The organism is Brevundimonas alba, from assembly GCF_011927945.1.
Taxonomy (GTDB): Bacteria; Pseudomonadota; Alphaproteobacteria; order Caulobacterales; family Caulobacteraceae; genus Brevundimonas; species Brevundimonas alba.
Map to the genome: position 1 here is coordinate 468,303 of NZ_JAATJM010000002.1, position 14,843 is coordinate 483,145.

General features: G+C 67.3%; 11 protein-coding genes and 1 tRNA gene. 6 read left to right on the plus strand and 6 right to left on the minus strand.

Features of this window, described 5'->3' with window-relative positions:
• The first annotated feature begins 37 nt into the window (after positions 1-37).
• The 3 genes from secG (at position 38) to GGQ87_RS12795 (ending at position 5,456) form a co-directional block, all read left to right on the plus strand.
• Positions 38-466 carry a preprotein translocase subunit SecG gene (secG, locus tag GGQ87_RS12785; RefSeq protein WP_168048362.1) on the plus strand — a complete coding sequence of 143 codons (429 nt, stop codon included), beginning with the start codon at positions 38-40 and terminating at the stop codon, positions 464-466.
• A gap of 89 nt (positions 467-555) precedes the next feature.
• The gene (locus tag GGQ87_RS12790; RefSeq protein ID WP_168048363.1) at positions 556-2,208 is read left to right on the plus strand and encodes a CTP synthase; all 1,653 of its coding nucleotides are present in this window, start codon (positions 556-558) and stop codon (positions 2,206-2,208) included.
• A 197-nt stretch (positions 2,209-2,405) separates the two neighbouring features.
• The gene (locus tag GGQ87_RS12795) at positions 2,406-5,456 is read left to right on the plus strand and encodes a calcium-binding protein (RefSeq protein WP_168048365.1); all 3,051 of its coding nucleotides are present in this window, start codon (positions 2,406-2,408) and stop codon (positions 5,454-5,456) included.
• Positions 5,457-5,695: 239 nt separating this feature from the next.
• On the opposite strand, the gene GGQ87_RS12800 is transcribed toward GGQ87_RS12795, so the two are convergent.
• The 4 genes from GGQ87_RS12800 to GGQ87_RS12815 all read right to left on the minus strand — a co-directional run bounded on the left by GGQ87_RS12800 (position 5,696) and on the right by GGQ87_RS12815 (position 11,176).
• Positions 5,696-6,256, minus strand: a complete 561-nt coding sequence (locus tag GGQ87_RS12800) for a fasciclin domain-containing protein (RefSeq protein WP_168048367.1) — start codon at positions 6,254-6,256, stop codon at positions 5,696-5,698.
• A 22-nt stretch (positions 6,257-6,278) separates the two neighbouring features.
• Entirely contained in the window at positions 6,279-7,268 is a 990-nt protein-coding gene (locus GGQ87_RS12805) for a hypothetical protein (RefSeq protein ID WP_168048369.1), read from the minus strand.
• A 62-nt stretch (positions 7,269-7,330) separates the two neighbouring features.
• Positions 7,331-7,735, minus strand: coding sequence for a response regulator transcription factor (locus GGQ87_RS12810; protein WP_168048371.1), 405 nt, complete (start codon positions 7,733-7,735; stop codon positions 7,331-7,333).
• A gap of 48 nt (positions 7,736-7,783) precedes the next feature.
• Positions 7,784-11,176: an EAL domain-containing protein gene (locus GGQ87_RS12815; protein WP_168048373.1), complete on the minus strand. Its 3,393-nt coding sequence runs from the start codon at positions 11,174-11,176 to the stop codon at positions 7,784-7,786.
• A 127-nt stretch (positions 11,177-11,303) separates the two neighbouring features.
• Between GGQ87_RS12815 and GGQ87_RS15480 the strand changes: the two genes are divergently transcribed.
• Both GGQ87_RS15480 and GGQ87_RS12825 read left to right on the plus strand, forming a co-directional pair.
• Positions 11,304-11,735: a response regulator gene (locus GGQ87_RS15480; protein ID WP_168048375.1), complete on the plus strand. Its 432-nt coding sequence runs from the start codon at positions 11,304-11,306 to the stop codon at positions 11,733-11,735.
• A gap of 28 nt (positions 11,736-11,763) precedes the next feature.
• A complete protein-coding gene (locus GGQ87_RS12825) occupies positions 11,764-12,177 on the plus strand; it encodes a hypothetical protein (RefSeq protein WP_168048377.1) in 414 nt (137 codons plus the stop codon).
• Positions 12,178-12,223: 46 nt separating this feature from the next.
• Here GGQ87_RS12825 and GGQ87_RS12830 read toward each other — a convergent pair whose 3' ends face one another.
• Positions 12,224-13,474, minus strand: a complete 1,251-nt coding sequence (locus GGQ87_RS12830) for a pilus assembly protein TadG-related protein (RefSeq protein WP_168048379.1) — start codon at positions 13,472-13,474, stop codon at positions 12,224-12,226.
• Positions 13,475-13,774: 300 nt separating this feature from the next.
• Positions 13,775-13,864, minus strand: a tRNA-Ser gene (locus GGQ87_RS12835).
• 69 nt (positions 13,865-13,933) lie between these two features.
• On the opposite strand from GGQ87_RS12835, the gene GGQ87_RS12840 reads away from it, so the two are divergent.
• The gene (locus tag GGQ87_RS12840) at positions 13,934-14,818 is read left to right on the plus strand and encodes a septal ring lytic transglycosylase RlpA family protein (protein ID WP_245161595.1); all 885 of its coding nucleotides are present in this window, start codon (positions 13,934-13,936) and stop codon (positions 14,816-14,818) included.
• The last annotated feature ends 25 nt before the right edge of the window (positions 14,819-14,843 follow it).

The following is a 14,843-nucleotide window of genomic DNA, read 5'->3' on the forward strand; positions in this document are numbered from 1 at the left end:
TGATCGGCGCCGTCTCGCGCCACACATATCGGCTGCCATGCTCCAGACCATTCTCCTCGTCGCTATGATCCTCATCTCGGTCGCGCTCGCCGGCGTGATCCTGATCCAGCGCTCTGAAGGCGGCGCGCTCGGCATGGGCGGCGGCCCGTCGGGCTTCATGACGGCGCGCGGAGCCGGCAACCTGCTGACCGTCACCACCTGGTGGCTGGCTGGCGCCTTCTTCGCCTGCGCCATCGGCCTGACCATCGTCGGCAACATCGGCCGGGCGAGCCAGTCGATCGTCGACCGCGAGGCCATCGGCGAACTGGCAGCCCCGGCGACCACCGGCGGCGCGGCTCCGGCGGCCGATCCGGCCACAGCTCCGGCTCCGGCCCAGCAGGAAGGCCCGTCCCTGGACGACTTCCTCAGCTCGGCGCCCGCGGCCCAGCCGGCTCCGGCTCCCGCCCAGCCCGCTCCGGCGCAATAAGGATGGGCGGGGACCTTATCCCCGCCTTCCTCTCCCGCCCTCATAGTCTCCGCATTACGCCGCTCGAATCAGCGGTAGAGTGATCTCCCATGGCCCGTTACGTGTTCATCACCGGCGGCGTGGTTTCCTCATTGGGAAAAGGCCTCGCCTCCGCCGCTCTCGGCGCGCTGCTTCAGGCGCGCGGCTACAAGGTTCGGCTGCGTAAGCTCGACCCCTATCTGAACGTCGATCCGGGCACGATGAGCCCGTATCAGCACGGCGAGGTCTTCGTGACCGACGACGGGGCCGAGACCGATCTCGATCTCGGCCACTACGAGCGCTTCACCGGCGTGTCGGCCGCGAAGTCGGACAACATCACCACCGGCCGCATCTATTCGACCATCCTCGAAAAGGAGCGGCGGGGCGACTATCTGGGCGCTACGGTTCAGGTCATTCCGCACGTCACGGACCAGATCAAATCCTTCTGCCTGACGCCCGCCCTGACCGATGACGGCGAGGATGTGGACTTCGTGCTGGTCGAGATCGGCGGCACCGTCGGCGACATCGAGGGCCTGCCGTTCTTCGAGGCCATCCGCCAGTTGGGACAGGACCTGCCGCGTGGGCAGTCCTGCTTCGTCCACCTGACCCTGCTGCCCTTCATCAAGACCGCCGGCGAGATGAAGACCAAACCCACGCAGCACTCGGTCAAGGAGTTGCGCTCGATCGGCATCCAGCCCGACATCCTGCTTTGCCGCTGCGAATTCCCGATCCCGCCCGAGGAAAAGCGCAAGATCGGCCTGTTCTGCAACGTCCGTGAAAGCGGCGTCATCCAGGCGATGGACTCCAGCGACATCTACGCCGTGCCGCTCGACTATCACCGCGAGGGTCTCGACGCAGAGGTTCTGGCTCACTTCGGCATCACCGACGCGCCGTCGCCCGACCTGTCGATGTGGCAGGAGATCGCCCGTCGCCGCCTGCAGCCCGACGGCGAGGTCACCGTGGCCGTGGTCGGAAAATACACGGTCCTCAAGGACGCCTACAAATCCCTGATCGAGGCGCTGCATCACGGCGGCGTCGCCAATAACGTCAAGGTCAACATCGACTGGGTCGAGGCCGAGACCTTCGAGGGCGACCGCGAGGCCTGCGATGCCCGCCTGCAGTCGGCCCATGCCATTCTCGTCCCCGGCGGCTTCGGCGAGCGGGGCTCCGAGGGCAAGATCGAGGCGGCCCGCTTCGCCCGCGAGCGCAAGATCCCCTATTTCGGCATCTGCTTCGGCATGCAGATGGCCGTGATCGAGGCGGCGCGAAATCTCGCCGGCTTCCCGAAGGCGTCCTCGACGGAGTTCGGGCCCACGTCGGAGCCGGTCGTCGGCCTGATGACCGAATGGACCCAGGGCAACCAGCGCGTCCTGCGCCAGCAGGGCGGCGACATGGGCGGCACCATGCGCCTCGGCGCCTATGACTCGACCCTCAAGCCGGGTTCGAAGATCGCGCAGATGTATGGCTCGTCGAGCATCAGCGAGCGCCATCGCCACCGCTACGAGGTCAACATCAACTATCGCGAGGCCATCGAGCAGAAGGGCGGCCTGACCTTCGCCGGTCTGTCTCCCGACGGCGTCCTGCCTGAAACAGTCGAGCGCGAAGACCATCCATGGTTCATCGGCGTGCAGTATCACCCGGAATTGAAGAGCCGTCCGTTCGCCCCCCATCCCCTGTTCGCCGGCTTCATCGAGGCCGCCGTGGAGCAGAGCCGGCTGGTCTAGGCGAGCCGCAGCCTGACTCGGGCCGCGGTGGGCGGGCATGGTTCCGCCGGGGAGGTTGAGCCGGGTGATACAACACGTAGCAGGCGAACTCCGGCAGCCAGGTTAACGAAAGTTGCATCGCGTGGGCCAGGGTGTTCAATGGCGGGCATCAGCACGCCGCAGGCCTCGCCGCGGCCCAGAGGCCTGGAGTACGTCCGATGCCGACCTATACCGGAACCAACGCAGCCGAAACCATCAGCGGATCCGCGGGCGATGACCTGATCGACGGCCTGCGCGGCGATGACACGCTCTTCGGCCTCGAAGGCCAGGACGTATTCACCTATCGCACGGGCATGGGCTTCGCGAGCGCCGGCGATGGCGACGGCGCGGACGTGATCGACGGCGGGGCCGACGCAGATCACGTGAACGTCTTCGGGGACATTCTGCAGACCTTCCGCAGCCAGACGGGCATCACGGCGCTGCCGAGCTACACCCTGACGGCGGCCGGCGCCGACGCCCTGTTCACCATCGACCAGACCTTCGACCCCTACGGGTCCGCGCCTCCGGTGCCTGCCACCCGGGTGGTGACGACCCGGGGGGTGGAATCCATCAGCTTCAACTTCACCCACAGCCCGCCGCTGCCGACGCAGACGGTGCAGGGCGTGTCGGAAACCAGCTACTCGACCGATGATGTCCTGACGATCGGCAACCTCTCGGGTACGTCCCTGACGGGCCAGATCGATTTCGACGGGGGAGATGGGAACGACACCCTGAATGCCTCCGCCGCCATCAATCGCATCGTGGCCTTGGGCGATGTCGGCGCGGATATCCTGACGACCGGTTCGGGCAACGACGATCTGTCTGGCGGCGCCGGCAATGACATCCTGATCGGCGGCGCCGGCGACAACGTGCTGTCGGGCGGCTCGGGAGTCGACACGGTCAACTACTCGGCGGCAGGCCAGGCGGTGCACGTCGATCTCAACGACGGCGTGGCCAGCAGCAATGGCATGGGCGGTGTGGATACCCTGTCCGGCATCGAGAACCTGTTCGGCACGGCGTTCAACGACGTGCTGATCGGAGAGGCGTCCAACAACCGTCTCATCGGCGGCCTCGGCAGTGACTATCTGATCGGCCTGGACGGCAACGACTATCTGGACGGCGGGACCGGAGCCGCCAACGCGCTCCAGGGCGGCATGGGCGACGACACCTACATCGTCTCGGCGGTCGGCGACACGGTGACCGAGTTCGCGGGGCAGGGGATCGACGAGGTCCAAACGGCGCTTTCCACCCTCACCCTGGCGGCCAACGTCGAGCGGCTGCGCTACACCGGGTCGGGCGCCTTCACGGGGCACGGCAATGCGACGGCCAACATCATCGTCGGCGGCGATCTGGTCGACAGCCTGTACGGCGAGGCCGGTGACGACTCCCTGTACGGCGGCCTCGGCTCGGACCAGTTCTATGGCGGCGCCGGCAACGACTATTTCGACGGCGGTACGGGGTCCAGCAATACGGCCAACTATTCGCTGGCCGCGGCGGGGACCTACGTCAATCTGACCAACCAGCAGGCCTCGAACGACGGCGACGGCGGGGTCGACACCTTCGTGAACATTCAGGTCGTGGTCGGCTCGGCCTTCAACGATGTTCTGATCGGCGACAGCCTTGGCAACATCCTCACGGGCGGTCTGGGGACGGATGTGCTTGTCGGTCTCGCCGGCAATGACATCCTCGTCGGCGGGACGGGCGCAGCCAACCAGATGCAGGGCGGTCTCGGCGACGACACCTATCGCGTGTCGGTGGCGGGCGACTCTCTGATCGAAAACGCCAACGAAGGCGTCGATACCGTCGAAACGACCGTGCAGACCTACACGCTCAAGACCAATTTCGAGAACCTTCGCTTCACCGGGGTCGGATCCTTCACCGGCACGGGCAACAGCGCGGATAACTTTATCGTCGGCGGTCTGTCCAACGATGTGATCTATGGCCTCGCGGGCAACGACATCCTGAGCGGCAATGACGGCGAAGACATGCTGTTCGGCGCCGAGGGTAATGACAACATCACCGGTGGAGCCGGGAACGACACCCTGGTCGGCGCCGACGGCGACGACATCCTCAGGGGCGGCGAGGGCGCGGATGTCATGATCGGGGGCGCCGGCAATGACAGCTTCGACGGCGAAGGAGCGCAGTTCGACGTTGTGCTTGATATCGCCGATTACAGCGCCGGGACCTCGGGCCTGACCCTGAGGGTCAATGGCACGAACAACGACGGACAGGGCGGTGTCGACACCCTCGTCAACATGGAAGGTCTGATCGGAACGGCCTTCAACGACACGCTCATCGGCGACCAGGCCAGCAACTTCCTGTCGGGTGGCCTCGGCACGGACCTGCTATTGGGACAGGCCGGAGACGACATCCTGATCGGCGGCTCGGGTCTGGCCAACCAGATGCAGGGCGGGACCGGTGATGACCGCTTCGTCGTATCGGTCGCCGGCGACAGCCTGGTCGAGTTCGCCGGCGAGGGGACCGACACCGTCGAAACGACGCTCTCGGCCTACACGCTAAAGACCAATTTCGAGGGGCTGACCTATACGGGCGCGGGCTCGTTCACCGGAACCGGCAGCTCGGACAACAATACCATCACCGGCGGAACGGGCGCCGACACTCTCCTTGGCATGGGAGGTAATGACACCCTCGTCGGGGGCGCGGGCGCAGCCAACCAGCTACGTGGCGGCCTCGGCGACGATCGCTATCTCGTGTCCGTCGCGGGCGATGTTCTGGTCGAACTGGCGGGAGAGGGTACCGACACCGTCCAGACCACCCTGTCGACCTATACGCTCCAGGCGAACATCGAGAACCTGCTCAACGGTAGCGCATCCTCGACCTTCACCGGCACGGGCAACGGTCTGGACAACGCCATGACAGGCAGCGGCGGCGCCGACACCCTGATCGGTCTGGGCGGAAACGACACGCTTACCGGCGCTGGTGGTTTCGATACGGCGGTCTTCTCCGGCCTGATGGGAGAATATACGGTTCAGGCCGTCAACGGGCACTACGTGGTCACGGATACGGTCGCGGGCCGTGACGGCGTCGACACCCTCTTCGGCATCGAGCAAATCCGCTTCGGCAACGGCGATGTCCTGGACCTGACCGCGCCCGCGGCTCCCGCCTTCATTCCGGAAGCTTTGCTGGAAGCGCCGCGCGGACCCATGGCTCCTGTCGACGATGTCTTCCTTACCGTGCACGACCCGGCGGCGGCCTGGAACGGCTTCTAGGGGCGCTCTGATCTCGACGGCCGCGGCGGCTCCAGCCCTTCAAAGGGCCGCCGCTGCCGGCAGCGGACGCAGACCTGCGTACCCGGCTGACTGCGGCTGTCGACGAACATGTGACCCTTCCAGGCGCAGCGTAGCGAGTCGAACATCGTTGGCCTCCGGCCCCGGCCAGCCCTTTATGATCCTCTTCCATGCTGCAGTGCAAGATCGCCGTTTCGCGACCGCTAAGAGCCGTCCGCCGATCAGCTCGCGTCGGGTCGGACAAGCAGGGCGTCGACGGGCTGCAGGACACCGTTGGTCGCTACATTCTCCGCGCCGGTCAGTCGTGCGCGGGCGCCGCTTTCCGACGCGACCGTGATGGCTTCGCCGTCGCGGGTGAAGGTCAGCAGGGTATTGGCCATCGACCGCATCTGCACGCTTCCATCCGCGTCGCGCTCGATCGCAGCCGCGATGTCACGCCGGGTCAGCGCCCCCGGAACGATATGGGCGCGAAGCAGGGCTGCGCTCTGCGCGCGTAGCGACGGGTCGGTGAAGTCGCCCGTTCCGGCCGCAGTGAAGGCGGCGTCGGCTGGCGCGAACACGGTATAGGGGCCGACCCCGTCCAGCACGCTGGTCAGGCCGGCGTTCCTGACCGCCGCGCCGAGGGCGCCGTAGCCGTCCGCATTCTGCAACGTCGCTGCGAGCGTGCGGTCGGAGGGCTGCGTTTCCGCAGTCGCGTCTCCGGCGGCTTTTTCCTCGCCGCCACAGGCGGCCAGCAGGATAACGGCGAGGGGCGTCAGCGCCCGGCGCATGATGGTCCGCATATCGGTGTCTCCTGCCGTGGGATCAGGTCAGCAGCTGGATGGCCGCCTGGACCAGCTGGGTGGTCGGATCGACCTGATAGACGTAGCCGTCGTTGTACCGGTACCAGCTGTCCGCGGTGTCGACGTACTGGTCCCGATAGGCATAGGGCACGTTGTAGACGTCATAGCCGGCGGGCATCTGCTGACCCACGTTGATCGGCTGGCCCGTCAGAAGGGCGACGACCTGCGTGATCGCCTGCGTTCGCGGATCGACTCCGTACAGCGCTCCATTGGCGTAGCGGTAGTCGTAGGGGTCATTCAGCCCGTAATAGCTGGTGTAGTACTGCGGGACCGGCTGATACGAATACTGGGTCGGCCATACCGCGCCGGGGGCCAGGGCGCCGCCCAGCACGGGCAGCCACCCCATCACCGAGCCGCCACGGTCGACCCGGTACAGGTAGCCGTCGTCATAGCGGTATTGTTCGTCGGTATTGCGCCGGGCCCAGAGGTAGTCGTAGCGGGCGCGGGCGATCTGACGCGCTTGTCCCGGCGGCAAGCAACCGTTGCCCTTTTTGGCCAGCCCCGGCGGGCAGCCGGTGACCAGTCCCCGGTCCGGCTCGATCCGGAACACGGTGATTGGGCTGCGGTCATCGCGGCGATCGACGGTCCTTACGACCTCCCGCTCGATGCGAACCGGGCCGCGGTCCTCGCGTCTATGGTCATCGCGTCTGCGGTCGTCGTTGCGCCGTTCAGCGACGCGGGCTTCCACCCGCGCGACCGGGGCGATGACCGCGCGAGCCTCGCCGCCGCGTCCGCGCGCGCCGTTGTCGTCGTGTCCGCGGCCGCGACCGTTTCCGCCGCCACCAGAGCGGTCGGGTCCGCGATCCTCGTTCCGCGCAGCCTGTCGGCCACCGCCATGGTCGTCCTTGGCATGGTCTCCGCCGTGCCCGCGGCCATGGTCCTGCGCCAGCGCAATCTGGGGAGCCGACAGCGCGACGATCAGGGCGGCCGCGGCGGGAATGATCTTGTTCATCGGAAGCCTCACTTTCGAGGCTGTTTCAACGTCCGGAACCCGACACTGTTCCGGGAGCGGGGTCAGCCCTGCTGCACGAAGGGGCTGTCGACGCGGGTGTCGCGGCTGAGCAGACGGGCCACCGCAGCTCCGAATGTGGAGAAGCTCAGCGGCTTGGCGAGGCTGTCGTCCGCCCCGAACAAACGCGCCGTCTTCAGCAGGTCGTCTGCACCGCCGCGGCCGCCGGAGGAGATGGCGAGGATCTTCACAGAGGGATATCGCCGACGCAGTTCGATGATCGTCTCCAGCCCGTCCATATTGGGCATCAGCATGTCCAGGACGACCAGATCCGCCCGCGTGACTTCCAGCACCTTGAGCGCCTCGACCCCGTCCCCTGCGTGCACGACGGTATGCCCGTCCGCGCTCAGCAGCTCGCCCGCTATCAGCTGAATGGTGGGATCGTCGTCGACGATTACGATGTTGGCCATAAGGGTTACCGGTTCTGACGTCGTATCAATCAAGCAAACTGGGGGGTCTCAAGCCGCGCGGACAGCAGGCGTGGGCAGGTCGTCGAAGTTGACCGGCCGGCTGTACACATAGCCTTGTATCATATGCACGCCGGCGGTTCGCAGGAACTTGACCTGATCGTGATGTTCGACGCCTTCGCACACGATCTGCATGCCCAGCGACCGCCCGACGGAGATAACCGCGTGGATGATCGCGGCGGAGGCGGTGTCGTCAAGGCACCGCTCCACGAAGCTGCGGTCGATCTTGAGCGTCGAGAAGCGCAGCTCACGCAGCGCATGCAGACTGGTGTAGCCTGCGCCGAAATCATCGAGCGCCACCCCGACCCCCAGCTCTGCCAAGCGCGTGATCGTCGGCCGCGCCTGTTCGATGTCGAGGATGGCGGTCTCCGTCACCTCGACCTCGAGACGGTCCAGCGGGAAGCCATTCCGGGCGCCGGCCGCGCGGACCCGGTCGGCGAACTCCGGCTTCTGGAACTCGCCGGCGGACGCGTTGATCGATAGCCGGACATCGGGCCGTTGGCCCACTACCTGCATCGCCCGATCCAGCACGAAGTCGGTCAGGATCTCGATGACGCCCGCGCCCTCCAGCTCGGGGACGAAGACGTCGGGCCGCTTGATCTCGCCCGATGCGGTCGTCCAGCGGATCAGGGCTTCCACCTTGCCCGCGAACTCGCCGGTGCGGTCCATCATCGGCTGATATACGAGATCGAGTTCGCCGCCGGCGATCGCGGCGCGCAGGTCTTCCCCGGCGTCGACAGTGTTTTCGGCCGGGGCCGCCTCTGATTGCGGTTCCCGCAAGGCGCTGATGGTGCGCAGCAGCAGCGAGCCCAGCTGCTCCGGCGCGCCGGGGACGAGGGCGCCGGCCCGGGCGGACGCCTCGATGGCGCTCGCCGCTTCCGCCACGGCGCGCGCGCCGAGGCTCAGGCTCATCGACTTCAGGGCATGTGCGGCGCGGGCGACGTCGTCCGCGTTTCCGGTGTTCCAGGCCTCGGAAAGCTCCGCCAGCCGTTGCGGAGCATGCTCTTCGTAGAGCGCCTTCACGCGCATCACGAAGTCCGCCTTGCCGGTCGCGGCCATGCGCTCGAGATCGGCGGCGACGGCGGGGTCGAACAGATCGTCCGCAGCCGCCTTTGCCTGCACAGGCGTCGCGCCCACGACCCCGTCTGCAATGGCCTCGCTCACCTCGTCGGCCGTCGTCATATACTGCGGGCAGTGCTCGCGCAGCGGGTGCGTCAGGTCCTTCAGGGTGAAGGGTTTGTGGATCACGCCATCCATGTCGGCCGCGCGCCATGCGTCGGCCGCGGTGCCGATCACATGCGCCGTCAGGGCCAGGATCACCGCCCGCGGCCGACCCTCCGCCCGCTCTTCCTCGCGGATACGCACCGTCGCCTCGAACCCGTCGAGAACGGGCATGGAGCCGTCCATCAGCACAACGTCGAACGTCTCCCGCCGCAGCGCCTCGACCGCCTGCAGACCGTCCTCAGCGAAGGCGACATCCACGCCGAGCTGCTCCAGCGCCTGCGCCGCCACCTCGCGGTTGACCTCCGAATCGTCGACCACCAGCACCCGCGCGCCGGGGAAGCGCACCATCGTTCCGGCCACGTGAGCGGGCCCGGTCTGCACCGGCGCCTCGCCGGCCAGCATCCGCGTCAGCGCCTGGATCAGTTCGGCCCGGCGCAGCGGGACAGGGAGGACCCAGCCCTCGCCGTCGCTCGCCATTCCGGCGACCGACAGCACAACGCCCTGCGCGCCCGTCGAGACGAGAGTCGCGCTCGCCCGACCCGGCTCAGCGATCGCCACGCCGAGCGCGTCCGCATAGAGCCGGATCGCCTCCGCCGTCTGGGCTCCCGGTCCGCCGATGGCGATACCCCAGTCCGGCGCGAAGGCGGGCAGGGCGGGCGCGTCTCCGGCAGCCTGCATCGGCGCAACGAAGCCGAAGCTCGATCCCACGCCTTCCGTGCTCGCCAACTTCCACTCGCCGCCCATGGTCCGCACCAGCCGGTCGCAGATGGCGAGCCCCAGCCCCGTGCCGCCGTGTTTGCGCGTCGTGCTCTGGTCCGCCTGAGAGAAGGCCTCGAACAGCTTGGGCAGCTTGTCCGCGGGAATGCCGGGGCCGGTATCGACGATGCTGAACGCGATCTCGCCTTCGCCCGCCGGCTCGATGCGGATCAGGACCCCGCCCGTCTCGGTGAATTTGATCGCGTTATTGACCAGATTGCTGATCACCTGCCGCAGCCGCGTCGGGTCGGCCCGGACCGCGCTGATGCGGGGATCGACATAGACGGCGATATCCAGCGACTTCTCGGCCGCCCGCTCGGCGAACAGGGTGGCCACGTCCTCGGCCAGTTCCGACAGATCGACGTCGAGCAGTTCCAGCTCCAGCTTGCCCGCCTCGATCTTCGAGAAGTCGAGGATGTCGTTGATGATCGAGATCAGCGACTGGCCCGACTTGGCGATCACATGCGCCTGCCGCCGCTGCCGGGCCGTCAGGTCCGAGTTGGCCAGCAGTTCGCTCAGCGCGAGAATGCCGTTCATCGGCGTGCGGATTTCGTGGCTCATCACCGCGAGGAAGTCGGACTTGGCGGCGTTGGCCGACTCGGCCGCCAGCTTGGCGACGTTCAGCTCCGACGTGCGCTCCGCCACCTGTGTCTCCAGCCCGGCGACGTGATCGGCGATGCGCGCGTCGCGCTCCCGCAGCCCGCCCAGCATGGCCTTGAGCCCCTCGACCAGATCCCCGACCTCGCCATCCGCCTGCACGTCGGGATCGGCCGAGAAATCCTCCGCGTCCCGCACGTCGTTGGCGAAGGCCGCGAGCCGCACGATCGGCTCACTGATCCGCCGCGCCAGCCGCAGGGCGATCAGCAAGCCGGCGAGGGCCGCGATAACCGAACCCAGAAGCGCCACGAGCACGGACCCCAGGACACGGTCCCTGAGGCCCGGCGTCTTGGCCAGAAGGGTGATCTGTCCGACCGTTTCGCCCTGACTGACCACGGGCGCCGTGACGTGCAGGGTGCCGGTCGTCAGCACGGACCAGACGGAGGGGTGCTCGCCGTATGTCACCTTGGCGTCCGACGTCAGCCGCACCCCGCCGCCGGTCTCGGCCAGCAGGCGGCCGTCCGCGGTCTCGATCCGGCCGTAGGTCACAGTCGGCATCTGGGCGATGGCGCGCAGGGCGTTGAAGGCTTCTCCCGGCTGCCCTTCCCGAACCGATCCGGACGCCAGCGAGCCGATCACCTTGGCCGTCTGGGTCAGCCGGTCAGTCTCCAGGGCCGTCTGGCGGCGCGCATCGGTCCAGCCCATCAGGGGGGCCGTGACGACGCAGGTCGTGGCCAGGGCGGCGAGCACCAGGCCGACCAGTTTGCGGCGTATTGAGCCGCCTTTTCTGCGGGACGTGTCAGCCACCAACCACATCACCCGAAACCCGGAAAACTCTCAACCTATACTGTCCCTTAATGACTCCCGGCTTAACAAGGGCAGGTGTCGGGGGACATGGCGGGGGTTCCGGACGAACTCTCCATTGGAGGTCCCGGTGAGTGGTTTCTTTTACGTCCTGGAGGACGAGGCGCGGATTCTGTTCGTCGACGACGATCCGATCCTCCGCGCCTTCGCGCAGGTGAACCTTGCGGCGCCGACGACGCAGGTCGATCTGGCGCAGGACGGGGCCGAGGCGCTGCGGATGCTTGCTGGCGGCCGCTACGATCTGGTTCTGCTCGATCTGGAAATGCCCGGCCTCGACGGCTTCGAGACGCTTTCGCGTATTCGCGCCGATCCGAAACTCAAAGACACAACGGTCATCGTTCAGACCGGCCGCGAGGATGTCGAGGCGATCGACCGCTGCTTCCATCTCGGCGCGACGTCCTTCGTGCAGAAGCCGCTGAACTGGCGTCTGCTCGCCTATCAGATCCGCTACGTCCTGCGCGCCGAACGGGGTCTCCCCGGCGTGCGGCCGGCGGCGGCATGACACACAGGCTCATCAGCGGGAGGAAATGATGGCCATCGAAGCGGAAGTGCTGGCGGACCGGCACGAGAAGGAGACGATCCTGACCGACCGTCGGGGCTCACCCGATCGTCGCGGCCGCGACCGCCGCAAACCGGGCAGCCGGATCAACCAGCACGCGCCGATGAAGTCACCGCTGCTCCGCGTCGGTCTCAGCGGTTTCGGGGTCATGGTCACCGTGGTGTTGATCACCCTGATCTACAGCGAGGTCGCCGACATCGCCCTGCCGTACGTGACCCTGGCCTTCGAGGCGTCAGCACTGGCCGTCTCGATCATTGTCGTCGCGCTCGGATGTCTGGAGCAGCGGCTGACCGAGATTCGGCTGGAACTGATGATGATGAACGGCGGGCGGCGTCAGAGCGAGGATCGTCGCCGCGGTTCCCGGCGCGGCGACGGCGCCCAATAAACCCTGTGCACCGGACGGCGGGTGACGCCGCCCGGGCCGCGGTTCCCTAGTCGACCAGACGCGAACCCCCGGCGCGCGGCCCGACCCCGCGGGGCACCGGCACATCGCTGACGTCGTAGTTTGCGTTGATGAACAGCGAGGGCGAACCCTTCAGCTGCAGTTGCTTGGCGACGATCACGGTCCAGGCGCTGTCCCGCGCGATATCCGACCGGCCTTCGACGATCAGGGTCGCGGCGGGAACGTAGATGACGCCGAGCAGGCTCTCCACATGGTCGGCCGAGATGAAGAAGTTGCTGACGTTGTCGCGCGTCGCGCCCATGACGATGCCCGCATAGGCCCCGGACTTGCGTCCGTTCAGCGAGACCTTCGCCTGTTCCTTGAAGTCGAAGCTGGAGCCGCGGTCGAAGAACAGGACCACGTCGTCGCCTTCCAGCCGGGCTTCGCCCTCCACGACCAGCCGGCCGCCAAGGAAGAAATGTTCGCCGCGGTCGAGGATCAGCCGCGCCGTCCCCGACGCCTGAATGCCCCCGCAGTGCTTGCCGGCGGCGATGTAGTGCGTTCCGGACGAGACCATGACGGGCCGGAGCAGGTCCGCAGCCGTGCACAGGAGCCGCCCCGTCTGGCTAAGATCCATGGTCGCGAACGGATCGGTGATCTGGGCCGCGCCGGTGCCGGGCGAGGGGCTGATGGACCCTTGCGCCGAGGTCACGCTCTGAACCGCCGAGGCGGCGATGCTGCCGCCCTCGACGATGATGTCACGGTTCGAGTGGACCATACACGCCGGCGCGTTCATGCGCCCGGTGTCCTTCACGTTCAGCACCTTCGAACCCGACGCGCCGGTCACCAGCACGCACAGTGGCACCATGCCCATCGACGTCGCCGTGGATCGTGCATTGATCTTCCAGCCGCCCGGCGGCAGCAGATTGCCGAAGAAGGACGGCCGGTTCGCCGCAAGGGTTACCTGAATTGCGCGCTGCCCCTGCACATCGACGATGTCGTAGGACGGGGTCACCGTCGGCGCCTGGGCCCACTCCTGCAGATGCGACTGCACATAGGCGCGCGCCCGCTCCTTGGCGTTCGAGCCGTCGGTCGCCAGACCGAGATCGCTGGCCGCGGCCAAGGCGGCGCTGTCGGCGATATCCTGCAGCTGGACGTGCGTGGACTGGACGTTGGTCAGATCGACCGCACCGGCTCCGAGCATGACCACGCCGGGCAGCACGAGGGCCGCCTTGAGGGCGATCCCGCCCCGGTCATCCCGTCCGAATCTGCCCAGTTGCCTGAGCAGGGACGCGGCCAAACTCGTAGTCCCAAGCACTGCTACCCCCAGCGTTCCCGCTGACAATCCCCCGGCAGGGCTGTCAACCTACACTGGCCGAAGTTAAGCGGACGTGAGTTTATTTATGTAGGGTGGCGGACACAGCCGTTTGCTGGCGAAACCTGTCCTGCATCCTTACGGACTGCTCAAAGGCCGACCAAAATCGATTCCAGAATAGCGCCGGGACAACGCGAGGGCCCCGCCAATACGGCAAAGCCTCAAGGTTATGGCAAAGCTTGTCTTCGATTGGCCGTCTGTGACCGGAACCGTTGCGTCGCCCCGTGGCGGACAGGGTGGGATTCGAACCCACGGTAGGCTCACACCTACGGCGGTTTTCAAGACCGCTGCCTTAAACCACTCGGCCACCTGTCCGTGTCCCGCGAGCGGACCCGCCGCATAGCGCCAAACGCCTCGTTAACCAAAGCGGAAATGTCTGCCGTCATGTTCGACGCCATCAAGGGCGGGGCCATGGCTGCGAAACTTCTCAAGGGACTCATCGTTGCCGGGCTGACGTCGCTGCTGGCGGCCTGCGCCGGCGGAGCCCGCCCGGACGTCGGTGGCCTCCCGGTCGTAACCGATCCCGCCCCGATCGTCTCCGGCACCATGCGCCCCTATCAGGTGCGCGGCCGCTGGTATCGGCCTGCGGAACAGCCGAACTACGACGAGACCGGCATGGCCTCCTGGTACGGCGACCAGTTCAACGGCCGGCCGACAGCCACCGGCGAGCGGTTCGACATGAACGCCCTGACGGCGGCCCACAAGACGCTCCCGCTGCCCGGTCTGGTCGAGGTGACCAACCTCGCCAACGGCCGCCGCGTCGTGGTCCGCGTCAATGACCGCGGCCCGTTCGTCGATGGCCGCATCATCGACCTGTCGCGCGGCGCCGCCGACGCCTTGGACCTCCGCCGCGCCGGGGTTGGAGAGGTGAGGGTGCGTTATCTCGGCCCAGCACCGCGTCTCGGCGGCGGTCAGGTGCTTCAGTACGCCGAGGCGCCTGCGCGGCCGGAGTCGGGCCCGAGGCCCTATCAGCCGTCATCCCCGCCGCCTTCGCCCGCGTCTGCGGAACCCGTCCGCGTCGCTGATTCGCCGCCGCCGCCCGCGCTGGTGCGCTCAGGTGTCTGGGTGCAGGCGGGCCTGTGGGCCGACCCTCGTCAGGCTCGCCGCGCCGCCGACAACCTCGGCGGCAGCGCCACGGTCGAGGAGGCTTCGCCCGGTCAGTTCAGGGTCCTCGTCGGCCCTTGGCCGGACAATGGAACGGCCGAGCGCTCCCGCCGCGCTGTGGTCTCGCGAGGTTATCCCGAAGCGACGACGATTTCAGGCGGCTAGACCCTTGCGAACCCGACCGGCGCCG